Here is a 22,283-nt window from a genome sequence, read left to right on the forward strand (position 1 = left end):
CGGCCCCGTGCTAGCCTCATTCCAACATGTCACACGACTGCAATAATTCCGTTATCTAATGCGCCCCAAGACAGTTAAATGACAAGAGGTTCAAGCATGGCTGGCAGGAGCATCCTGATCGTTGACGACGAAGCCCCGATTCGTGAAATGATCGCCGTCGCATTGGAAATGGCCGGCTATGACTGTATGGAGGCCGAGAACTCCCAACAGGCCCATGCGATTATCGTCGACCGCAAACCAGACCTTATCCTGCTCGACTGGATGCTGCCCGGCACATCCGGTATCGAGCTGGCACGTCGCCTCAAGCGTGACGAACTGACCGGCGACATCCCGATCATCATGCTGACGGCCAAGGGCGAAGAGGACAACAAGATCCAGGGTCTTGAAGTCGGTGCCGACGATTACATCACCAAACCCTTCTCGCCCCGCGAGCTGGTGGCGCGCCTGAAGGCTGTACTGCGCCGCGCAGGCCCGAGCGACGGCGAAGCACCGATAGAAGTAGGTGGTCTGCTGCTAGACCCGGTCAGCCACCGTGTAACCATCGATGGCAAACCGGCAGAAATGGGGCCTACCGAATACCGTCTGCTGCAATTCTTCATGACCCACCAGGAACGCGCCTACACCCGCGGCCAATTGCTGGATCAAGTCTGGGGAGGCAACGTCTATGTCGAAGAGCGTACCGTGGACGTCCATATCCGACGCCTGCGCAAAGCCTTGGGCGATGCTTACGAGAATCTGGTACAAACCGTGCGCGGCACCGGCTATCGCTTTTCCACCAAAAGCTGAGAGCCGTTTTCGTAGAGACACAGGGCATCCGCCAATGTGTACCCGTCAAGGATGTACTTTCAATTGAATCGTAACTGGCACGGTACGCTGATACGCCATATGTTGCTGCTGGTTACCGCCTGCCTGGTGGTCGGCCTGATAAGCGGCGAACATGGCTGGAGCCTGGCTATCGGGCTGGGGCTTTACCTGGCCTGGACCCTCAAGCAATTGCTGCGCCTGCATGAATGGCTGAGCAATCATGCGACTGACGAGCCACCACCTGATGGCTATGGCCTGTGGGGCGAAGTCTTCGACAGCATCTATCACTTGCAGCGCCGGGACCAACGTGTGCGTGGTCGCCTGCAAGCGGTCATCGACCGTGTCCAGGAATCCACTGCGGCGCTTCGGGACGCGGTGATCATGCTCGACAGCGAGGGCAACCTGGAATGGTGGAACCGCGCAGCCGAAACGCTTCTGGGCCTCAAGACGCCTCAGGACAGCGGCCAACCGGTCACCAACCTCGTCCGCCATCCGCGCTTCAAGGAATACTTCGCGCTGGGCAACTACAGCGAACCGCTGGAAATTCCCTCTCCGACCAAGGACCACTTGCGCATCCAGCTGCTGATTACCCGTTATGGCAACAACGAGCACCTGATGCTGGTGCGCGATGTGACCCGCATCCACCAACTGGAACAGATGCGTAAAGACTTCGTCGCCAACGTTTCCCATGAGCTGCGCACGCCACTGACGGTCATCTTCGGCTATCTGGAAACGCTGCTCGACAACGTTGATGAGGTGAATCCGCGCTGGGTCCGGGCATTGCAGCAGATGCATCAGCAAGGCGGACGCATGCAGACGCTGCTCAACGACTTGCTGCTGCTGGCCAAACTTGAAGCAACCGACTACCCCTCGGACAACCATCCGGTGGCGGTTGTGACACTGCTCAAGACCATCAAGGCCGATGCCAAAGCCTTGTCAGCCAGCAAGAACCATCAGATCACGCTTGATGTCGAAAGCGACATGCAGCTCAAAGGCAGTGAAACCGAGCTGCGCAGTGCGTTTTCCAACCTGATTTTCAATGCTGTGAAATACACACCGGCAGAAGGCAACATCCGTATTCGCTGGTGGAGCGATGAACGCGGCGCTCACCTGAGCGTGCAGGACTCGGGAATCGGTATCGAAACCAAGCATCTGCCGCGCCTGACCGAGCGGTTCTACCGCGTCGACACCAGCCGTGCATCCAATACAGGCGGCACCGGCCTGGGACTGGCTATCGTGAAACATGTACTGCTGCGCCATCGCGGCACTCTTGAAATCAACAGCGTGCCGGGCAAGGGCAGTGTGTTCACCTGTCATTTTGCAGCCATCCAGATGGCAAAACCCGGAGATGGGGATCCAGACTACTAGGCAAGCTGGCTTCTAGCCGCTACATTGCCTCGTTCATGGCGCCATTTTCTGTGCCGCACCACCCTACTTTGAATAAAACGGATTCCGCAAAACCCCACCATGGACCCTTCCCCTAGTATCAGCACGGCTTCACTCTTCGCCGATTTCGGCATGATTCTTTTTGCTTTGTTCCTGGTCCTGCTCAACGGCTTCTTCGTTGCAGCAGAGTTCGCCATGGTCAAACTGCGCTCGACCCGCGTCGAGGCCATCGCCAAGAAAAACGGCTGGAGCGGCCACATCCTGCGCACGGTCCACGGGCAACTGGATGCTTACCTGTCCGCCTGCCAACTGGGTATTACCCTCGCCTCCCTCGGCCTGGGCTGGGTTGGCGAGCCTGCATTCGCCCACTTGCTGGAGCCGTTGCTAGGAGCCATGGGCGTGGAGTCCGCAGAGGTGATCAAGGGCGTGTCGTTCTTCACGGCGTTCTTCATCATTTCCTACCTGCATATCGTGATCGGCGAACTGGCCCCCAAATCCTGGGCCATTCGCAAGCCGGAGCTGCTGTCGCTGTGGACCGCCGTGCCGCTGTATCTGTTCTACTGGATGATGTACCCGGCAATCTACCTGCTCAACGCCAGCGCAAACGCCATCCTGCGCATTGCCGGTCAGGGCGAGCCCGGCCCGCATCATGAACACAGCTACAGCCGCGACGAACTGAAACTGATCCTGCACTCCAGCCGAGGCCAGGACCCGAGCGATCAAGGCATGCGCGTGCTGGCTTCGGCGGTGGAAATGGGCGAACTGGAAGTCGTCGACTGGGCCAACTCCCGTGAGGACCTGGTTTCCCTGGACTGCAATGCACCGCTCAAGGAAATCCTGGCTCTGTTCCGCCGCCACAAGTTCAGCCGTTATCCCGTCTACGATGCAGAGCGTTCCGAGTTCGTCGGCCTGCTGCACATCAAGGACCTGCTGCTGGAACTGGCGGCGCTGGACCATATTCCGGAATCCTTCAACCTCGCAGAACTGATTCGCCCGCTGGAGCGCGTTTCACGGCATATGCCGCTGTCGCAACTGCTGGAGCAGTTCCGCAAGGGTGGCGCGCACTTCGCGCTGGTCGAAGAGGCCGACGGCAAAGTCATCGGCTACCTGACCATGGAAGACGTACTGGAAGTGCTGGTCGGCGATATTCAGGATGAACACCGCAAGGTCGAACGCGGCATCCTGGCGTATCAGCCGGGCAAACTGCTGGTGCGTGGCGACACGCCACTCTTCAAGGTCGAACGCCTGCTGGGTATCGATCTGGACCACATCGAAGCCGAAACACTGGCTGGCCTGATCTACGAAACCCTGAAACGGGTGCCGGAAGAAGAAGAGCAGATGGAAGTCGAAGGCCTGCGCATCATCATCAAGAAGATGAAAGGTCCGAAGATCGTATTGGCCAAGGTGCTGAAGATCGATTGATTGATCATTCGTTCGCTCCTACCGTGGGAGCGAATTTATTCGCGAAGCCCTAATTCCCGCCCACGGCGAAATTGGGCAGGCTCTGGATCGGCGTGGCGAATTCATAGGGAATGGATTCCAGCGCCTGTCCGGTATTGCGCTGAATAACGAAATGCAGGTGCGGGCCGGTGCTGTTGCCGGTATTGCCAGACCGCGCCAGCGGGCTGCCAACGTGTACTTGCTGACCTTCCCTGACACTCACCGAACCGCGCATCAGGTGCAGATAGACGCCCATGGTGCCGTCGTCGTGCAGGATCCGCACGAAATTGCCTGACGGGTTCGAGCCTCTGCCGGTCTGATTGTTCTCGACCTTGACCACCGTGCCCGAGCGCGCCGCAATGATAGGCGTGCCTTCGGGCATGGCGATATCCATCGCGTAACGGCCTTTGGCGCCGTAATGGCTATATTTGCCGCCAGGCCCCTGCGTCAGGCGAAACGGCCCACCCACCCACGGCAAAGGGTACTTGTAGGCCTGCGTAGCCCGCTTCGGATCACCCAGAGTGGACGTCAGTATCGAGGCGTAGTTCATGGCCTTGCCCACTTGCCGTGGGCTCAGCACGATCATGCGCTCGTTGCTGCGTGCAGGCACCGTGCGGCGAATGGTTGATGACGACCCGTTGATCCCGAGCACGTTACTCAGGCCAGAGAGCTTGAGTTCGACCTCGACCGGCGCATACAGATCGTTGCGCACATAGAGGCTGTGAATGCCGCTTTCCTTCTTGACGCTCAAATGCACCTGTTTCTCGAAGTGTTCGACCATACGGTCCCGAAACACCACCACAGAAGCCCCGGCGGCAGGACGGTCGGAAAACGAAACGACGCCATCGGCATCGACGGTTTTATAGATCGTGACCGCACCGGCCGTTTGGCTAGCCAGCGTCAGAGCGATCAGGATCAGCAGGCGTTCAAGCATCAGAAGTGTTCTGGGTCATGGGAAACAGGGTCCAAGCCTAGCAGCGTTAAGAACAGAAAAGGACACTGGCGTATCAATCGGGCATGGCTCAAGCGTCAAGAAACACACGCCATGGTGCTGCTGTGCGGTGTGCCAGGCACACCGCACAGGTCAGAAGCCGTTACGAAAAGGTGTAATTTTTCAGGTAGGTCACGGAAAACAGGGCGTCAGGAAAATCCAGCTTCAAGCGAGGCAGTACGAATCCACCACAGGATCGGCAGGTATCGAGCACGGTAAAGAACCTGATATGAGTCAGGCGCGTCGTCGCCATATCCTCTTTCAGCACGGTTGCGATCAATCGCTCCGCATCAAGGTCACGGCTGAAATCCCGAATCACAGTGCGAGCGGCATCCCTGACCACCGGCAGGCTGGTAAACCGAGGGTCAGGCTGGCGGCTTGCCATTCGGGCACGGGCATCGCGGAATATGACCCCGTCAAAGATCTGCTCGGTCGTTTCAGCAGAATCGATCCGTAATTTAAGGCCTCTGGCTTTCTCTCCACCAGAAAGCGCGTAATACACGACCCGCTCCCCGGACTCGGTATAAACCTGGGCAAAGGAAAGATTGGCACCCTTGATCTGGCTCAGAATCGCTTTGGTAGCCTTGGGGGTAATGATGCTCTGCATATTCAGCTCTACCCATTTGCCTTTCGAGCCCGCTACCGGCAAAAGCCTGTTGAGAACTTCCAGGATATGCTGCTTTTCAGGCACGCTTCTCTGGGCAATCTTCATGAAGTCGGGAATGCACTGTTTGGCAAGTTCCACGAATTTCTTCTGGATTTCTTCGCCTGCAAGAATCTCACTGGCAAACCCCAGAAGTGCATTTTCCTGCCCATTGGCAATACACCACCGCGCATAGTCATCATAAGAAGCGATCTGCGGGGTCCAGGAAACTTTCCACGCATCCCGTTCAGACTCATCGAGCAGATCAAAGAGCAGACGTGCGATATTTTCCCGATCCGTCTCTATATTCGGACGCTCCCGCACCAATCGGTATTTCTCCGATACCCGGATGAACTCATTGATCTCGTCGACATCAGTAACGCGAGCGAACTTCAACTCAATGCGATTACTGGTGGGGGCTCGGGTCTTATAGAACGCACCCGTGTCAGGCTCGACGAAAATCCACTCTTTATCAGCAAGGTTGAGGCGCATACCGCGCAAGGCCCGAGTATCGCTGACCCCTTGGGCTATGGCCCCGAATTCAATAACCGGGGCAAACTCATAAACGAAGGCAGTATCTTCGGGGGCGTAATTTGGAGGTACACCCAATTTACCCTCAGCCGACAAGATCCCATCCAGCTCCGGCAGGTATACCGGTGCTTCAGGTAATGAGAAAAGCTCCCGCTCCTCCTCGGAAAGAGGCACGACCACTTTGCCTGCCGGTGCCGGTGCCTGCGCCGAAGTCGATGGCCCTGCTTCAGACGACTCGGCCCATTTGCAAAACTTCCCTTCATAGACAAAGACATCGAGGCTTTGCGAGGTTTCTCCAGCGCCTGTGGTCAGTGTGGCCAGAGTGAACTCACGGGCATCCATGGCATGGCTCGGGTATTTGCCGGTTCGCTTGGGAGAGGTTGACCCCGGCCTCAAGGGCTCTGGCGTCGGTGTTACCAGCTTTACACCTGTCGCGCAGGGCACCGACTCCAGGTTGCGACGAGGCCTGCACAGGTTTTCGATTTCACTCAGCCAGTCTGCATGGGAGGAGAGCTTACTGGCCGCAAGCTTGCGCATCGCAGCATCCGTAGCGCCAGCATTCAGATGATAAACCTCGCCATCGACCAGAATATCGAACACACCCTCCTCTCTTTCGATGACCTGTACAGCATAGTTTGGGGCAATACGCAGTTCAGAAAAGCCACCCACCTGCGACGTCACCGGCAACACGACCGGATAGTGGCCTGGGCCAATGCCCTCGTCGGCGGACGATATTGAAAACTCCAGCGGACGGTTTTTTGAAACAGATGTCAGCCTTTTCCCGAACACTGCATCGGACTCAGGATCGAGCAACCTGAAATCCGGCTCCTGCAGGGTCCCGACATTACGCACGACCACGTCGGACCGGCCATCGACAACAGCCCGCTTATCCTGTGCTTTAACCTTGGGGCGCCAAGGGTGCTCCGCGCTGTCCGCGATTCGGTACATGCCCTTGTCGAGGGTGATTCCGCTTTCCAGAAAGGCTTGCGAAGCAAAGACCTTTTTCAGTGAAGGCACTTGCTCCAGCAGTCTCGACCATCCAAGCCTGCCAACCTTCAGTGCGAACTTGCCCACATCGCGCACGACAAACAATGCACTTTGCTCTGCCAGCCCTGCGACCAGACGGGCCACCGCTTTACCGGTCAGCTTGAACACTGACAGAACGCTCATCTCACCGGCCTTCATGACAATCCTGGCCGTAGAGCCGGCGAATTGACCGGCCGGAATCAGTGCAAAAGCCACCTCCATCACACACCCGACGATGACACCGGCAGAATGCTCACCATGGGCCAGATCAGTGGCACAGCCATAGAAAGGAATGAGCAGACGGGCCGTGATGTCGGCATATTCGCGCTCTTTGGCCCACAGTTGCTCCCACTGGGTAACATGTTCATGTTCGACCCTGCTTCCCTCCAGAAAACGGGTAAACAAATGGCTCGCAGCAACCAGTACAAAGGCTTCGAGCCTGGCCTGCTCACTACCTCCGGGCAGATGAATGAGTTCAGCGCAAGGAACCAGCACTCCCTGACGGGGATGATGGTAAACAGCCGAGGAACGTGAGGCAGTCCCCTTCAGATAAGCATCGCCATCCAAGGGCAATAATGGCGTGACCAGCGCCTTGGCAGCCTTGGCGGCATTGCGCTCTCTCTTCTCGACGGTTTCTACGATATTTCCGCTGAAGCCTCTGTCAGGCTCGATCTTGTACTGGAAACGCTGAGCGACTTTACGGATCACACCGCCAGCCGGGATCAACTCATAGAAAACCTCTTCGGCCTTATGATCGTGGAAGTCAGCTCGATGATCGCCCGGCTGGCAACGAACGAAAAGCCCGTGAACACCCTCTTCTGCACCAAACGCCACACGGCTCACTTCGCAGGTCGAGTTCAGCAGTGCTGTGCGATCTGTAACCTGCATCTCGGCCAGCAACCGGGCCATGACCCTGGCTTCAGCACGGGTCAGCTCTCGCTGGAATGAGTCGAACGCGCTGGCGTAGGCCTCGGGAATCGTCGGTTTGCCCTTTATATACGCCTCTCCCATCATCACCAGCTCCAGCACGGAAGCCTGCGGACGCCCGGCAGCCAGCAAGCGATCGATAGAGTAGGAATTCGCGATTGTGAAACCGTGCTCCTGCAGGATTGGCCAGCCGTGAACCTTGATGGAGAGCGGCCAGATCCGGCGATCGACATTTGCCTCGGTCAGCATTTGCTCGGCAAGACGCTTGCGATCCGGCGGCCTGGCGCTCAGCAAATCATTCAGCTCAGAGGCATGCAGTTCCTGCTGTGCCTTGAAGTAGCTCAGGGCCTGGCTGATTTGCGCAGCGCTTGCCTGATCCAGATTGTCAGCACCCGACCATTCAATACCGCCATGGGCAATGGCATATCGCAGAGCCGGAATAGCCAGCGTTCTTGCCCACAGGGCATGGACATTGGCATCGCTTGATTGGGTCAGCTCTGCGCTGATCCCGACCAGAGCATCATATTGGGGCGCAAGGGAATGGCCCGGCCGCATGCTTTCAAGCAGAGCAACGCCATGGATCAAAGCCACGCTTTGCAGAGATCGCCCGTATTGAAGGTGATCGGGGACGCCTTCCACCAACAACTCAGGCATCGCCTCGCGCACCAGCAGGTAAAAAAGCATCTCAAGGACGGGGGGTGACACGCCGGGCTGGCGCGCCTTGATATCGGCCCGGACCTTTGCGCAAAGCTGCACATGGCTGTATTCACAGACCCACGCACCGCGAAGTGTCTTTGCCAGTGGCTCGGTAAAAGTCCGGGTTGCACCAAGGAAGTAATCGACCACGGCACGGCCCGCCAGCGCCTGAGTCACCAGAGGCGAGGCCTGTTCGTGTGTCAGGGCTCCGTACCACTGCATGCTGTTGAGCAGCGGAGCAAAGATGGATTTGAAGCGGGCGGTCTGGATCAGCGCATGCCAGGTTTGCGAAGGCCTCCAGCGCAGGACCCGTGCATCGCCATCCAGCCTGCACAACAAGCCAATACCCAGTTGCTGAAACAGATCGTCGACATTGTGCACTGTGCTCCAGGTGTCCAGAGGTGAGACATGCTCATTCAGTCCACGGCAGGTTGGCAGTGAATCGTCCAGTACACGACTCGATTGCAACTGCGACTGCAACAGCAGTGCGGCCAGTGCGATGGCTGACTCGAACGCCAGGCCTGAATATTTGCAGTGCAACTCGGTCCCCAGCGAGAGCGCACGCATGCCGGGCGCCCCCTTCGCATTGGCGATGGCCAGGGACAACCAGGCTTCGTCATCGGGGTTAGCGGCATAAGCCACCACCTTGCGATAAAACTCGGCACGGCTGGCGGAGGGTGTAGGCGTCAGGAAGTCGAGCTGCAAACCTTCACACGGCGAAGCAATCTGCGAACCCGCTTTCAGATAGAACTCAAGCAGCCACCATACTTCGATCGTTGCCAGCTTCTCTTCAAGCGCAGCCCATAAAGCTCTGTCGCGGTATTCGCCAGGCGGGATCAGTGCCGCGATGACGTCACAACACACACTCAACGCGCGCCGGGCCTTCTCGCCTCTTGATGCAGAGATGCCGTTATAAAGTGAGCGCCCGGAACTGCGCGCTATCCACTCCCCGACAGACATCAAGCGAGCCCCACGCTTGAACTGCACCATCCACAGACGCAGGTCTTCTGGCACGGATGTTAATAACCTGCCCAGTTCGGGATAGTCCTTGAGGCTAAGTACAACATCCGCGCTCTTGTAAGAGCGAAGTCCATACAAGTAATCCTCTAGCTGCGCCCTGGCCGTGTCGGTAGTGACCGTGGACTCATCGAGCCAGGCAATTCGTGCAAAAAACTGATGCACCTGCCAGGGCGTTACCTCAGACAGAGGCGTCTCCATTGCATCGGCGTACAGCTTCCAGGCTTTTTCGCTTTGGTAGACCAGAAACAGCTTCTGCCCCTGCGGCGACTTCGGGTGCGCAGGGCTGCTATTCGAGAAGCTCGTATCCCCGCCAAGCAAGTGCTGAAGGACGAGCCTGGCAACCCGAAAATGCTCATCGGGCAAGGCCTCGGCATCGACCATATAGTGTTCGGCAGGATCGACGCCCAGGGCTTGATGGATATTGAAGAACAATCGGCAGGAGCTGATGGTTTGAATATTCAGCGGTTGAATTGCGGTAAGCGTCATTTGGGTAGTCTCGTATGCATATGTCATGCGGCGAGACAAACTGAATAGGCAACAACCAGCCTCCGGAACCGGAAAGCTCGTATTTATTGCGCAGGAAAAGTCTGAAACAGAGGGGAGTTCATTCGCGGGAGATTATAGATATGGGGGTCTGGAAGACCGTCTCGCGGATAAATCCGCTCCTACCGCAGGAGCGAATTCATTCGCGAAGGGTCAGCAATCAGGCACCTGGAACGAAGTGCTTCTGGGCTGTGCCGCGGGCGATCAGGCGCGACAGATAGTCGAGCTTCTGTGCATCCTGGTCCACGAAGCGGAAGGTCACTTGCAGCCATTCGCTGTCAGGTTTCTGCTCGAAGGCCACAACGGCATGCAGGTAGCCGTTCAAACGCGCCACTTCATTGCTCTCGCCCTGTTCAAGGTCCAGAACGGCGCTGTCGAGAATCTGCGGCAGTGCGTCGGTGCGACGAATCAGCAACAGGGCTTCCTTCAGGCTCAGGGTCTTGATGACGCATGGCTGATTACCGTTTGGCAGGCGCAACTGGCCTTGCCCACGTCCTGCCGGCTCGGCGGCCTTGGCAGCTACGGGCGGAGCCTTGGCGATACCGGCCGATGCCTGGGCAGGCGCTCCACCGCGGACCACTTCGGCCTTGCCGCCGGTCAATGCGCTCAAGGAGTCATTGAGAGGCGAGTTCATGCGCGCCGGAGCACCGGACATCACCTGATCAAGCTTGCCCACCTTGGCCAGGGCTTTCTTGACCTTGGTCAGCAACTGCTCGTTGGTGAACGGCTTGCCGACGAAATCGGTTACGCCAGCCTGAATGGCCTGGACAACGTTTTCCTTGTCACCACGGCTGGTCACCATGATGAATGGAACGGTCTTGAGGTAACTGTCTTGCTCGCGGCACCAGGCCAACAGCTCCAGGCCCGACATTTCCGGCATTTCCCAGTCGCAGAGAATCAGATCGAAGGTCTCACGAACCAGCAATGCCTGGGCCTTACGCCCGTTGACCGCGTCCTCGGTATGAATACCGGGGAAATAATTGCGCAGCCCTTTTTTTACCAAGTCGCGGATGAAAGTCGCGTCATCCACCACTAATACACTGACTTTACTCATCTACGCTCCTGCGGGCGTGTTCACCTTGAAGGTGAATTGCGGTGTGCCAACACGCCCTTTGTTTCGGCAAGCATAGCGTTGACTGGTAGCCAACTGCCATATTGAATGAGACTGCGCCAGCATTTCAGATACGCGGGCGGATGCAGATATTAATCCCCTGAACGAAAAACGCCCAGCGCATGCTGGGCGTTTTTTTCGCAGGCAATCTTAATTATCGTCAGCCTTACCCGGAACATTAGAGGTTTCGCTCACGATGCCCTGCACTTCTTCTTTCATGCGCTTGAGACCCATGTGGCGAACATCCGTGCCACGCACCAGATAAATCACCAGCTCGGAAATATTGCGGGCGTGGTCGCCGATACGCTCCAGCGAACGCAGGACCCAGATCACGTTCAGTACACGGGAGATCGAGCGCGGATCTTCCATCATGTAGGTCGCCAGCTCACGCAGCGCAGTCTTGTATTCCCGGTCGATGACTTTGTCGTACTGGGCGACGGACAAGGCCAGTTCGGCGTCGAAACGAGCGAACGAGTCCAGCGCATCACGCACCATGTTACGCACCTGGTCGCCGATATGACGCACTTCGACATAACCACGCGGAGACTCGCCTTCTTCGCACAACTGGATGGCACGACGCGCAATCTTGGTCGCTTCATCACCGATACGCTCCAGATCGATGACCGACTTGGAGATACTGATGATCAGACGCAAGTCAGAAGCCGCCGGCTGCCGACGAGCGAGAATGCGCAGGCATTCCTCGTCGATATTGCGCTCCATCTGGTTGATCCGGTCATCGACTTCGCGAACCCGCTGAGCCAGACCCGAGTCGGCTTCGATCAAGGCGGTAACGGCATCGTTGACCTGCTTCTCGACCAGGCCACCCATTTCTAGCAAATGGCTGCGAACTTCTTCGAGTTCGGCATTGAACTGTTGGGAGATGTGATGTGTATGGCTGTCTTTGTGGATCATGCTGGGTGTCCTTGGAACGTCCGGTTAATTGCGAAAACGCAGCGGTGGTTCAGGGCTGACGAAGCACGTCCTAGCCGTAACGACCGGTGATGTAGTCTTCTGTCTGTTTTTTGGTCGGATTGGTGAACAATGTATCCGTATCACCGAACTCGACGAGTTTGCCCATGTGCATAAAAGCGGTGTAATCCGAGACCCGTGCCGCCTGCTGCATGTTGTGGGTAACGATCACAATGGTGTATTTCGATTTCAGTTCGTAGATCAGTTCTTCAACTTTCAGCGTCGAAATCGGATCGAGCGCCGAACAGGGTTCGTCGAGCAGCAGGACTTCCGGCTCCACGGCGATAGTGCGGGCAATCACCAGCCGCTGCTGCTGACCGCCGGACAGACCAAGCGCCGACTCATGCAGCCGGTCCTTGACCTCATCCCACAAGGCTGCACCTTTGAGTGCCCACTCGACAGCCTCATCGAGTACGCGCTTCTTGTTGATCCCTTGAAGGCGCAGCCCGTAGACCACGTTCTCGTAGATCGTCTTGGGAAACGGGTTCGGCTTCTGGAACACCATGCCGACGCGACGGCGCAGCTCGGCGACTTCCTCGCCCTTGCTGTAGATGTTGTGACCATAGAGGTTGATGGCACCTTCCACCCGGCAACCGTCGACCAGATCGTTCATGCGATTGAAGGTGCGCAACAGCGTCGACTTGCCACAACCGGACGGGCCGATGAAGGACGTCACCTTCTGCTTGGGGATATTCAGGCTGACGTCGAACAGAGCCTGCTTTTCACTGTAAAACAGGTTCAGGCCCGGCACTTCAATCGCCACGATTTCATCGGCCAGGTGCAAGCCCGACTTGTTACGCCCCAGGGCCGACATATTGACGCCGTGGTTTGAGCCTTCGTGTTGCATGGATTGCTCCTGTGCGAACTTTTCGCATCATCGAACCGCCCAGCCTGTGCGGGGCGGTACTTTCGGATCAGTTGTCGAGCGCCTTGTACTTCTCGCGCAAATGGTTACGAATGGCGACCGCCGACAAATTGAGCAAGGCGATCACCAGCACCAGCAGCAAGGCCGTGGCATACACCAGCGGGCGTGCAGCCTCGACATTGGGGCTCTGGAAGCCCACGTCATAAATATGGAAGCCCAGGTGCATGATCTTCTGGTCCAGATGCAGATACGGGTAATTCCCGTCCAGCGGCAACGACGGCGCCAGCTTGACCACCCCCACCAGCATCAATGGCGCGACCTCGCCTGCGGCACGGGCCACGGCCAGGATCAGGCCGGTCATCATCGCCGGGCTAGCCATGGGCAAAACGATTTTCCACAGGGTTTCGGCCTTGGTCGCACCCAACGCCAGCGAACCTTCACGCAGGCTCAAGGGGATGCGCGCCAGACCTTCTTCGGTGGCAACGATCACCACCGGCACCGCCAGCAGCGCCAGGGTCAGCGATGCCCATAACAGACCAGGCGTGCCGAAGGTCGGCGCGGGTAGCGCTTCAGGGAAGAACAGGTGGTCCAGAGAACCGCCCAGCACATAGACAAAAAAGCCCAGGCCAAACACGCCATAGACAATGGCCGGCACACCGGCCAGATTGTTCACGGCAATGCGGATCAAGCGTGTGACCGTACCCTGGCGCGCATATTCACGCAGATAGACCGCCGCCAGCACGCCGAACGGGGTCACGATCACGGCCATGATCAGCGTCATCATCACCGTGCCGAAAATGGCCGGGAAAATACCGCCTTCGGTGTTGGCTTCACGGGGGTCTTCGCTCAGGAACTCCCAGAGTTTCTTGAAGTAGAAACCGATCTTGGTGAAGAACCCCATGGCATTGGGCTGATAGGCATGCACCACTTTGCCCAGGCTGATCTCGACTTCTTTGCCGTTGGCATCGCGGGCTGTCAGGCTGTCACGGTCGAAAGCCTGATGCAGGCCGCCAAGCCGCTCTTCGATCACTTTGTAGCGGGCATCCAGTTCAGCCCGCTCGGCCGCCATGTCCGCCTGGGCAGTCGCGTCGAGCCGGCCTTCCAGCTCCAGCTTGCGGGCCTGAAGGCGCAGACGCTCGATACCGTGGTTGATGGCGCCAATATCTTTCTTTTCCAGGCTGTAAAGCTCGTCGGCCAGCTTCGCGACCCGTTTGATGCGCTCTTGCAACATCGGCCAGGCCGCTTCGCCTTCGGCCACAACAGTGCCGTTTTCCTTGACGTTGACCAGATAGCCATAGAAGTTGCCCCACTCACGACGCTCCAGTGTCATCAGTTCGGCAGGCAGGCTTTGCCTCGTCAGCCATTCGCCGACCACCCAGGTGAAATCGCTGGGGTTCACGTCACGGTTACCAACCTTGAACAACTCGCGGGTCATGAACTCGGGGCCGTTTTCCGGCACCGGCAAGCCAGCACCTTTGAGACGCGCGCGAGGCACCTGCTCCTGCTCGACCAGTTCACCGATCAATACATGCGGTGGCTGATCGGGGACATCGTATTGCGCATACACCAGATCCGCAGGCCAGAAGTGCCCAAGACCACGCACGGCAATCACGGCCAGCAGACCGATCGTCATGATGACCGCGATGGAAACAGCGCCCGCACTCAGCCAGACGCCTGGGGCGCCGCTTTTGAACCAGCTCTTGAGAGAGTCCCGTTTCACTAAGTTCTGCCTTCCTTAAAGCGACGAGTATTTCTTGCGCAGACGCTGACGGATCAGCTCTGCCAGGGTGTTCATGACAAAGGTGAACACCAGCAGCACCAACGCTGCCAGGAACAGCACGCGATAGTGGCTGCCCCCGACTTCAGATTCCGGCATTTCCACGGCCACGTTGGCCGCCAGGGTTCGCATGCCCTCGAACAGATTCATGTCCATGATCGGCGTGTTCCCCGTGGCCATCAGCACGATCATGGTTTCACCCACAGCGCGCCCCATGCCGATCATCAGCGCCGAGAAGATGCCGGGGCTGGCGGTCAGGATCACCACGCGAGTCAGGGTCTGCCAGGGCGTCGCGCCCAGGGCCAGCGAACCCAGGGTCAGGCTGCGCGGCACACTGAAGACGGCGTCTTCGGCAATCGAATAAATATTGGGAATGACTGCAAACCCCATGGCGATACCGACGACCAGTGCATTGCGCTGATCGTAGGTGATGCCCAGGTCATTGCTGATCCACATGCGCATGTCGCCGCCGAAGAACCAGTTCTCCAGATGCGGGCTCATGCTCAGGGAAAACCAGCCCACCAGCAGCACGACCGGCAGCAGAATGGCGCTCTCCCAACCATCGGGCACCCGCAGACGAATCGACTCGGGCAAGCGGGTCCACAGGAAACCCGCCAGCAGGATGCCGATGGGCGTCAACAGCAGCAGGCTGAAGATGCCAGGCAAGTGGCCTTCCAGATACGGCGCCAGGAACAACCCGGCGAAGAAACCGAGGATCACCGTCGGCATCGCTTCCATCAGTTCGATGACCGGCTTGACCTTGCGGCGCATGCCCGGAGCCATGAAGTAAGCGGTATAGATCGCGGCAGCAATGGCCAGCGGTGCGGCCAGGATCATTGCGTAAAACGCGGCTTTCAGCGTGCCATAGGTCAGCGGCGCGAGGCTCAGCTTGGGCTCGAAATCACTGTTGGAAGCCGTGGACTGCCAGACATACTGAGGCGCATCGTAGTTTTCATACCAGACCTTGCCCCACAGCGAACTCCAGGACACTTCCGGGTGCGGGTTATCCAGAGTCATGGGCAGCAACATGCCTGAGCTCTCGACCAGAATCTGGTTGGCCCGTGGCGACAACGCCAGGATTCCCGAACCTTCGACCACCTGATCGACCAGCAGGGTCCGGTGTGCCGTACTGTGGAAGACGCCCAGCTTGCCCGAAGCATCAAGCGCGATGAAACCCTTGCGACGTTGCTCGGCCCTGATCTGAACGATCGGCGCGTTGCTCATCTTGAAGTCACGAACGCGCATGAAGCGCTGCTCACCATCGGTATCACGGGCCATGAACCACTGGCTCATGCCGCCCTTGGAGTTACCGATGATCAACGAAATGCCGCCCACCAGCTGGGAGCTGGCTGTGATTTCCGCGTTACCGTCTTCCAGCAGCTTATAGCGGCCATTGAGAGTGCGGTCACGCAGGCTGAACACGTCGGCCTGGGCACGACCATTGATCACATACAGCCATTGCTGGCGAGGATCGATGTAGATGGCTTTGACGGCGGCGGACATCTGCGGCAGATCGATGCGGCTCTGCTCGCGGGTCATCTCGCCCGTCATCATGTTTTCTGTCTGCTCAAGCGCCAGAACATGCAACTGGGTTCCGGTGGAGCCCGCAATCTTTAGGTTGTCACCACTGGCACTGACGGTGACGTACTCAACCGCTCGGCCCTGATCGTCCAGCACCAACGGGGTTTCACCGTAAGGCCAGGCAATGCTCGGCGTGATGGTCTTTTTGTTGTCCGGATAGGTGGTCTGATAGGCGTGCTTGAAGATCAGCACCTGGCCGTTGGACAGGCCCAGTGCAATCAGCGGCGCACCGGGCTGATCCTTGCCGATGGAAGAGACCGTCACACCCGCCGGTAACGGCAGGCCGATGCGCTGAAGCTCGCTGCCGTCCTTGATATCGAAGAAGATCACTTCACCCTTGTCGGAAACCCGCATCCCGATCTGGTTCTGTTCTTCGATGGCAATCATCAGCGGCTTGCCGGCGTCCTGCATCCAGGTAGCGTTCAGAGGCGTCTTCACGCTCAGGCTGGCACCCTTGAAAAGCGGCGCGACGACATAGGCGAGATAGAAAAAGATCAGGGTGATGGCAGCAAGCACGGCAAGGCCACCGATGGCGACATACCAGCGGGTCAGGCGATCCTTGAAGGCACGAACACGGCGCTTTCGCTGCATCTCGGGCGTATTGAAATCAATGCGCTGTGGAGGTGAACTCTGATTCATTCTCGATTTAGCCAGATCATTCATGCGCGCACACCGTAACGGCTCTGTATGACAAAAACATTACAGCAAGGTGACGCAAAAAAGCCCGCCACCCAGGAAAACCGGCAGCGGACTGTTCAATGGGTTGCGAGGCCAATCCTTCAGCCTCTCTTCGTGTTGCTGTTACTTGGAAGCGACACCCGAGGCACCTTGCAGGCCCAGATCAGTCAGTGCCTTTTCGACGACACGGGACGGCAATGGAATGTACCCGTCCTTCATCACCACTTCCTGGCCCTGTCTTGACAGTACCAGCTTCAGAAATTCGGCCTCCAGCGGAGCCAGAGGCTTGTTCGGTGCCTTGTTCACATAAACGTAGAGGAAACGCGACAGCGGATAAGTGCCGTTCAAGGCGTTGGCTTCATTGTCCTCGACAAACTCTGCGCCTTCTTTCTTGGCCAGAGGCACAGTCTTGACGCTGGAAGTCTTGTAGCCGATACCCGAGTAACCAATGCCGTTCAGCGAACTGCTGATGGAGCTGACGACCGAAGCCGAGCCTGGCTGCTCGTTGACGTTGGCCTTGAAGTCGCCTTTGCACAGTGCCTCTTCCTTGAAGTAGCCATAAGTGCCGGATACGGAGTTACGGCCAAACAACTGAATCGGCTTGCTCGCCAGGTCGCCGGTCACACCGACATCACCCCAGGTTTTGGCATCGGCCTTGGCACCGCACAGGCGGGTTACGGAAAAAATCGCGTCCACTTGCTGCATGGTCAGGCCTTTGACCGGGTTGTCCTTGTGAACAAATACGGCCAGGGCATCCACAGCCACCGGAATGGCGGTCGGCTTGTAGCCGTGCTTGAGTTCGAAGGCCGACAGTTCACCGTCTTTCATCTTGCGGCTCATCGGCCCCAGGTTGGCCGTGCCTTCCGTCAGGGCTGGCGGCGCAGTCGATGAACCGGCAGCCTGAATCTGGATATTCACGCTTGGGTATTCTTTCTTGTAGGCCTCGGCCCACAAGGTCATCAGGTTTGCCAGAGTGTCGGACCCCACACTCGACAGATTCCCGGACACACCCGTTGTCTTGGCGTAAGGCTTGATCGCAGGGTCAACAGCAGCAAAGGAATTGGCCGCCGCAACTCCAGCGGCAACGAATGTCAGTGCGGTCATCAAGCTCTTGAGTGTCATGCCTTGCGCTCCTGCAGGGTATGTAGAGGGTCTTTGACCGTCCATCATTGGTTGGTCGTATGAACACTCTATGAATTGATTGTGACAATAAGATGAAAAGGCCGCCCCCCTTTCGGGATGGCAGCCTTTATCGATGCCTCATACAAGACAAAATGCTTCAGCGAGAGGCGATCACCGCTTCCGGGCGATCAGATAGAGACCCAGCGCCATACCCAGACCACTCAAGGCCGCCACATACCAGGCCGGCGCCATCGGGCTGGTCTTGAGCATGAGCGTCACGACCATCGGGGTCAGGCCGCCGAAAATCGCATAGGCCACGTTGTAGGAGAACGACAGCCCCGAGAAGCGCACCACAGGCGGGAACGCCTTGACCATCACGTACGGCACTGCGCCGATGGTACCGACGAACAGACCGGTCACGGCATACAACGGGAACAGCCAGTCCGGGTGCGCGGCCAGCATGTGATAGAAGGTCCAGGAACTGAGCAACAGACCTGTGCTGCCCAGCAGCAATACCAGACCCGCACCGATACGATCCGCAAGCGCACCCGCGCCAATGCAACCCAGGCTCAAAAGAACGATAGCCAGGCTGTTGGCCTTCAAGGCAGTGGCTGCCGTGAAGTCGTACTTGGTTTGCAGCAGAGTCGGTGTCATCAGGATCACGACGATGATCCCGGCCGACAGCAGCCAGGTCAGCAGCATCGACAGAACGACCGCACCACGGTGGTCACGCAATACGCCCTTGAGCGGCAACTCTTCGGCCAGTGCCTTGCGTTGTTGCAGCTCGGCGAACACCGGGGTTTCGTGCAGCAGACGACGCAGGTAGACCGACATCAGGCCGAATACACCGCCCAGCAGGAAAGGAATCCGCCATGCGTAGTCCGAAACCTCGACAGGGGTGTAGATGCTGTTGATCACGGTTGCGACCAGCGAGCCGATCAGGATGCCCGCCGTCAGGCCGGCAGTCAGCGTGCCACAGGCATAACCGACATAGCGGGCCGGAACGTGCTCGGACACGAATACCCAGGCACCCGGCACTTCACCGCCGATGGCCGCGCCCTGAATGACGCGCATCAACAGCAGCAGGATCGGAGCCCACATGCCGATCTGGGCATAGGTTGGCAGCAGACCCATGATCAGGGTCGGCACGGCCATCATGAAAATGCTCAGGGTGAACATCTTCTTGCGACCCAGCAGGTCACCGAAGTGCGCCATGATGATGCCGCCCAGCGGTCTTGCCAGATAACCGGCGGCAAAAATGCCGAAGGTCTGCATCATGCGCAACCAGTCGGGCATGTCCGCAGGGAAGAACAGCTTCCCGACAACGGCCGCGAAGAAGACGAAAATGATGAAGTCGTAAAACTCCAGCGCCCCACCCAGGGCTGAAAGCGACAAGGTTTTGTAATCGCTGCGGGTCAAGGGCCGCGCTGACTTCGCGGAATCTAACGGTACGGATGACATGACAAGGCTTCTCTTTGGGCTTTTCTTTGAATGAGCGAACGACAGCTACGCTGGCTGCGGCGGGGTGGCGTGCAGAAGCGATTGTCCGGGGCAATTGTGCAGATAGGCACCAAAATTGCGTGTACAGGCAGTCTTGTCACCTGTAAGGGTCAGGCAAGATAGCAAATTGTTTCAAAAAACACCTAGCGAGAAGCTGCATCAGGTAAAAAGAAAGCCGAATGGTCGTCGTATGGGGCAACGCCCGATATACTCGCAAACCGTCAAGCGCACTGGGAATCTGTGCAAAAACCTCTTTAGCCAGCGGCTTTCGCAGAGTTTCCCTTTTAGGGCCATACGCCAGCCGAACATACAATGTTCACCTGCGTAGTTTTGAATGGCGCCTGTCAACCGCGGTAAAAACACTGAGAGTCATGGGTCAGAGGCACCCCAGGCATGATTGAGCTCGAACAAGAAGATCCAACCCCACAAGGCGACCTTGCCTTGCAAATTACGGCTCTGCCCCGTGAAACCAATGGTTTCGGCGATATTTTCGGCGGCTGGCTTGTTTCACAGATGGACCTGGCAGGCACCGCCATGGCCAGCAAGATCGCCGGTGGGCGCGTCGCGACCGTTGCGATCGACCGCATGGCATTCTTGGTTCCGGTCGCCGTTGGGGAACAGCTTTCCTTCTATACCCGCACACTGGAAGTCGGCCGCACCTCGATCAAGATGATGGTCGAAGTCTGGAGTGATGACCCGTTAAGCAGCGAATGGCGCAAGGTCACCGAAGCCGTCTTCGTCTTCGTGGCCATCGACAGCAGCGGCAGGACACGCTCGGTACCTGCACGACGGTAAATTGTCGCCTGGGCAAAGACCGGCCGGTTAAGGCTAAACTCATCGATCTTGAAAGAGTCTATTTCTGTCACGGTCCTTGAGTGAGAACTTCGCATGCCAACACCGCAGGTTGAATCCGTAAAGTACGACGAGCTGAATTGCTGGCGTATCCGTCATGGTGATGCAGAGCTGCTGGTTGCCCAGCAAGGCGCGCATATCCTCAGTTATCAGGTCGCCGGGCAAGAGCCCCTGGTCTGGCTGAATGACGGTGCGCAATTCAAGCAAGGCAAGCCGATTCGTGCCGGCATTCCGATTTGCTGGCCATGGTTCGGCAGCCTGGAGCGCAACCCGCAAAGCGTGCAGGCCATGCGCCAGAGCAGCGAGCCTGCAAAGGCCCACGGAGAAGTCCGGACTCTGGACTGGGAACTGCTGGGGATTGGCGAAGATGGCGATGCGCTGCTGGTGGAATTTGTCCTGCCGCAGGCCGAAGGCCATTTACCTGGCTGGCCGCACAACGTAGCCCTGAAACTCAGCATCCGCCTGGACCACGCACTCAATGTCAGCCTGGTCAGCTATAACAGCGGGACCGAAGCCGTCAGCTTCAGTCAGGCCTTGCACACCTACTTCGCTGTCAGCGATGTACACCAGATCAGCATTCAAGGGCTCGATGGCCTGCGCTATATCGAAACCCTGGAAAACTGGGAAGAACGCCAGCAGAGCGGCGACCTGACATTCAGCGGCGAAACCGACCGCATCTACCAGGACACGCCCCCGCTGCTCAGCATTGTCGATCCAGAGTGGAAACGCCGGATTCTCATCCAGACCAGCGGCTCGAAGTCTGCTGTCCTGTGGAACCCGTGGATCGAAAAGACCAGCAAACTCGCCGATATGAAGCCCGATGGCTGGCAGCGCATGGTCTGTGTCGAAACCGCCAACGTGCTGGACGATATCGTGACCCTGGCCCCGCAGGACATGCATGTCCTGGGGATCAGCATCTGGAGTGAAGCGCTCTAAACCCCGGATATCAGAGGTCCGAGTCGACTACGACTCGGACCTTAGATGCATCCATCGCATAGGCCGCATCGGCCAGATCGTTACTGACCTTCTCAATCTTCAGCGTACCCACTACCCACAAAGGTGTGTAGATATCATCCAGTTTCAGGCCTTTGGGGTAACGAACCAGCACCAGTTGGTTTGGAGGCGGTGGCGGCACATGGATGCAGGCACCTGGATAAGGGACGAGGAAAAATAAAGTGCTATGGCCTTTGGCATCGGTTTCCAGCGGCACCGGATAACCGCCGAGACGGATCGTCTTGCCATTCATGTCGGCCACGGTCCTGGTCGAATACATGACCGCGGGCAGCCCTTTGCTCTGTTTCAAACCACCCTTGCTGTCGAAGGTCCCCATGGCTTCAGGAGAGTTATGGTCGATCTCGGGCATGGCTTCGAGGGCTTTCTGGTCCGACTTGGGCATGAGTTCGAGCCAGTCGGTCTCGGGAATCTCGGCATGTACAAGCCCGGATACCAGTAGCAGGGTCATCAATAGAAAACGACGCATCATAAAGCTCGGCAAAGTGGAAAATACTGCCGCGCATTCTAGCCCTCTGCGCACAGAGGGCTAGATGAAAAATCAGCTCTTCTTTTTAATCATGCCGTAGATAAACAGCAGGATGATTGCACCGACCAGTGCTCCCAGGAAACCAGCGCCCTCGCCCGCCTGATAGATACCCAGCGCCTGACCGCCATAAGTCGCGGCGAGAGAACCGCCGATACCCAGCAGGATGGTCATGATCCAGCCCATGCTGTCATCGCCCGGCTTGAGAAAACGCGCCAGCAGGCCAACGATCAAGCCGATAAAGATGGTTCCGATGATGCCCATGTATTTCCCCTGTCTGTGTT

General features: G+C 57.8%; 16 protein-coding genes. 5 read left to right on the forward strand and 11 right to left on the reverse strand.

Annotation, left to right across the window (positions count from 1 at the left end):
• Window positions 1–96 precede the first annotated feature (96 nt).
• From phoB to JL015_RS20380, 3 genes are all read left to right on the forward strand, one after another.
• On the forward strand, window positions 97–786 hold the full coding sequence (phoB, locus tag JL015_RS20370) for a phosphate regulon transcriptional regulator PhoB (RefSeq protein ID WP_025262540.1): 690 nt from the start codon (window positions 97–99) through the stop codon (window positions 784–786).
• Window positions 787–837: 51 nt separating this feature from the next.
• Window positions 838–2,172 carry a phosphate regulon sensor histidine kinase PhoR gene (gene phoR / locus JL015_RS20375; protein WP_201001243.1) on the forward strand — a complete coding sequence of 445 codons (1,335 nt, stop codon included), beginning with the start codon at window positions 838–840 and terminating at the stop codon, window positions 2,170–2,172.
• Window positions 2,173–2,271: 99 nt separating this feature from the next.
• Window positions 2,272–3,612, forward strand: coding sequence for a hemolysin family protein (locus JL015_RS20380; RefSeq protein WP_201001244.1), 1,341 nt, complete (start codon window positions 2,272–2,274; stop codon window positions 3,610–3,612).
• Between the two features lie 49 nt (window positions 3,613–3,661).
• Here the strand turns inward: JL015_RS20380 and JL015_RS20385 are convergent, their stop codons facing one another.
• The 9 genes from JL015_RS20385 to JL015_RS20425 all read right to left on the reverse strand — a co-directional run bounded on the left by JL015_RS20385 (window position 3,662) and on the right by JL015_RS20425 (window position 19,571).
• Window positions 3,662–4,564, reverse strand: a complete 903-nt coding sequence (locus JL015_RS20385) for a peptidoglycan DD-metalloendopeptidase family protein (RefSeq protein ID WP_201019719.1) — start codon at window positions 4,562–4,564, stop codon at window positions 3,662–3,664.
• A gap of 160 nt (window positions 4,565–4,724) precedes the next feature.
• Window positions 4,725–9,950, reverse strand: a complete 5,226-nt coding sequence (locus tag JL015_RS20390; RefSeq protein ID WP_201019720.1) for a deaminase domain-containing protein — start codon at window positions 9,948–9,950, stop codon at window positions 4,725–4,727.
• Between the two features lie 217 nt (window positions 9,951–10,167).
• A complete protein-coding gene (locus JL015_RS20395) occupies window positions 10,168–11,061 on the reverse strand; it encodes a response regulator (RefSeq protein ID WP_201001249.1) in 894 nt (297 codons plus the stop codon).
• Between the two features lie 207 nt (window positions 11,062–11,268).
• Window positions 11,269–12,030 (reverse strand): phosphate signaling complex protein PhoU, encoded by a 762-nt coding sequence (phoU, locus tag JL015_RS20400; protein WP_201001250.1) that lies wholly within the window; start codon window positions 12,028–12,030, stop codon window positions 11,269–11,271.
• Between the two features lie 70 nt (window positions 12,031–12,100).
• Window positions 12,101–12,934, reverse strand: a complete 834-nt coding sequence (gene pstB / locus JL015_RS20405) for a phosphate ABC transporter ATP-binding protein PstB (RefSeq protein ID WP_201001252.1) — start codon at window positions 12,932–12,934, stop codon at window positions 12,101–12,103.
• Between the two features lie 67 nt (window positions 12,935–13,001).
• Entirely contained in the window at window positions 13,002–14,672 is a 1,671-nt protein-coding gene (gene pstA / locus JL015_RS20410) for a phosphate ABC transporter permease PstA (RefSeq protein WP_201019721.1), read from the reverse strand.
• A 15-nt stretch (window positions 14,673–14,687) separates the two neighbouring features.
• Window positions 14,688–16,721: an ABC transporter permease subunit gene (locus JL015_RS20415; RefSeq protein ID WP_201019773.1), complete on the reverse strand. Its 2,034-nt coding sequence runs from the start codon at window positions 16,719–16,721 to the stop codon at window positions 14,688–14,690.
• Between the two features lie 390 nt (window positions 16,722–17,111).
• Window positions 17,112–18,110: a phosphate ABC transporter substrate-binding protein PstS family protein gene (locus JL015_RS20420; RefSeq protein WP_201001256.1), complete on the reverse strand. Its 999-nt coding sequence runs from the start codon at window positions 18,108–18,110 to the stop codon at window positions 17,112–17,114.
• 171 nt (window positions 18,111–18,281) lie between these two features.
• Window positions 18,282–19,571, reverse strand: coding sequence for an MFS transporter (locus tag JL015_RS20425; protein WP_201001258.1), 1,290 nt, complete (start codon window positions 19,569–19,571; stop codon window positions 18,282–18,284).
• Window positions 19,572–20,003: 432 nt separating this feature from the next.
• Between JL015_RS20425 and JL015_RS20430 the strand changes: the two genes are divergently transcribed.
• Window positions 20,004–20,405 (forward strand): acyl-CoA thioesterase, encoded by a 402-nt coding sequence (locus JL015_RS20430; RefSeq protein ID WP_025262552.1) that lies wholly within the window; start codon window positions 20,004–20,006, stop codon window positions 20,403–20,405.
• Between the two features lie 93 nt (window positions 20,406–20,498).
• Entirely contained in the window at window positions 20,499–21,398 is a 900-nt protein-coding gene (locus JL015_RS20435) for a D-hexose-6-phosphate mutarotase (protein WP_201019722.1), read from the forward strand.
• A gap of 10 nt (window positions 21,399–21,408) precedes the next feature.
• Here the strand turns inward: JL015_RS20435 and JL015_RS20440 are convergent, their stop codons facing one another.
• On the reverse strand, window positions 21,409–21,942 hold the full coding sequence (locus JL015_RS20440) for a DUF3299 domain-containing protein (RefSeq protein ID WP_201019723.1): 534 nt from the start codon (window positions 21,940–21,942) through the stop codon (window positions 21,409–21,411).
• A gap of 72 nt (window positions 21,943–22,014) precedes the next feature.
• On the reverse strand, window positions 22,015–22,263 hold the full coding sequence (locus JL015_RS20445; protein WP_117167855.1) for a GlsB/YeaQ/YmgE family stress response membrane protein: 249 nt from the start codon (window positions 22,261–22,263) through the stop codon (window positions 22,015–22,017).
• Window positions 22,264–22,283 lie beyond the last annotated feature (20 nt).

Source organism: Pseudomonas cichorii (assembly GCF_015471405.1).
GTDB classification, from domain to species: domain Bacteria; phylum Pseudomonadota; class Gammaproteobacteria; order Pseudomonadales; family Pseudomonadaceae; genus Aquipseudomonas; species Aquipseudomonas serbiensis.

Bases quoted from the DNA above. Each gene is read 5' to 3' on its own strand.
- JL015_RS20425 (WP_201001258.1), bottom strand. From the start codon at position 19,571: ATGTCATCCGTACCGTTAGATTCCGCGAAGTCAGCGCGGCCCTTGACC.
- JL015_RS20430 (WP_025262552.1), top strand. From the start codon at position 20,004: ATGATTGAGCTCGAACAAGAAGATCCAACCCCACAAGGCGACCTTGCC.
- phoB (WP_025262540.1), top strand. From the start codon at position 97: ATGGCTGGCAGGAGCATCCTGATCGTTGACGACGAAGCCCCGATTCGT.
- JL015_RS20435 (WP_201019722.1), top strand. From the start codon at position 20,499: ATGCCAACACCGCAGGTTGAATCCGTAAAGTACGACGAGCTGAATTGC.
- JL015_RS20440 (WP_201019723.1), bottom strand. From the start codon at position 21,942: ATGCGTCGTTTTCTATTGATGACCCTGCTACTGGTATCCGGGCTTGTA.
- phoU (WP_201001250.1), bottom strand. From the start codon at position 12,030: ATGATCCACAAAGACAGCCATACACATCACATCTCCCAACAGTTCAAT.
- JL015_RS20385 (WP_201019719.1), bottom strand. From the start codon at position 4,564: ATGCTTGAACGCCTGCTGATCCTGATCGCTCTGACGCTGGCTAGCCAA.
- pstB (WP_201001252.1), bottom strand. From the start codon at position 12,934: ATGCAACACGAAGGCTCAAACCACGGCGTCAATATGTCGGCCCTGGGG.
- JL015_RS20420 (WP_201001256.1), bottom strand. From the start codon at position 18,110: ATGACACTCAAGAGCTTGATGACCGCACTGACATTCGTTGCCGCTGGA.
- JL015_RS20445 (WP_117167855.1), bottom strand. From the start codon at position 22,263: ATGGGCATCATCGGAACCATCTTTATCGGCTTGATCGTTGGCCTGCTG.
- JL015_RS20380 (WP_201001244.1), top strand. From the start codon at position 2,272: ATGGACCCTTCCCCTAGTATCAGCACGGCTTCACTCTTCGCCGATTTC.
- JL015_RS20390 (WP_201019720.1), bottom strand. From the start codon at position 9,950: ATGACGCTTACCGCAATTCAACCGCTGAATATTCAAACCATCAGCTCC.
- phoR (WP_201001243.1), top strand. From the start codon at position 838: ATGTACTTTCAATTGAATCGTAACTGGCACGGTACGCTGATACGCCAT.
- JL015_RS20415 (WP_201019773.1), bottom strand. From the start codon at position 16,721: ATGCAGGACGCCGGCAAGCCGCTGATGATTGCCATCGAAGAACAGAAC.
- JL015_RS20395 (WP_201001249.1), bottom strand. From the start codon at position 11,061: ATGAGTAAAGTCAGTGTATTAGTGGTGGATGACGCGACTTTCATCCGC.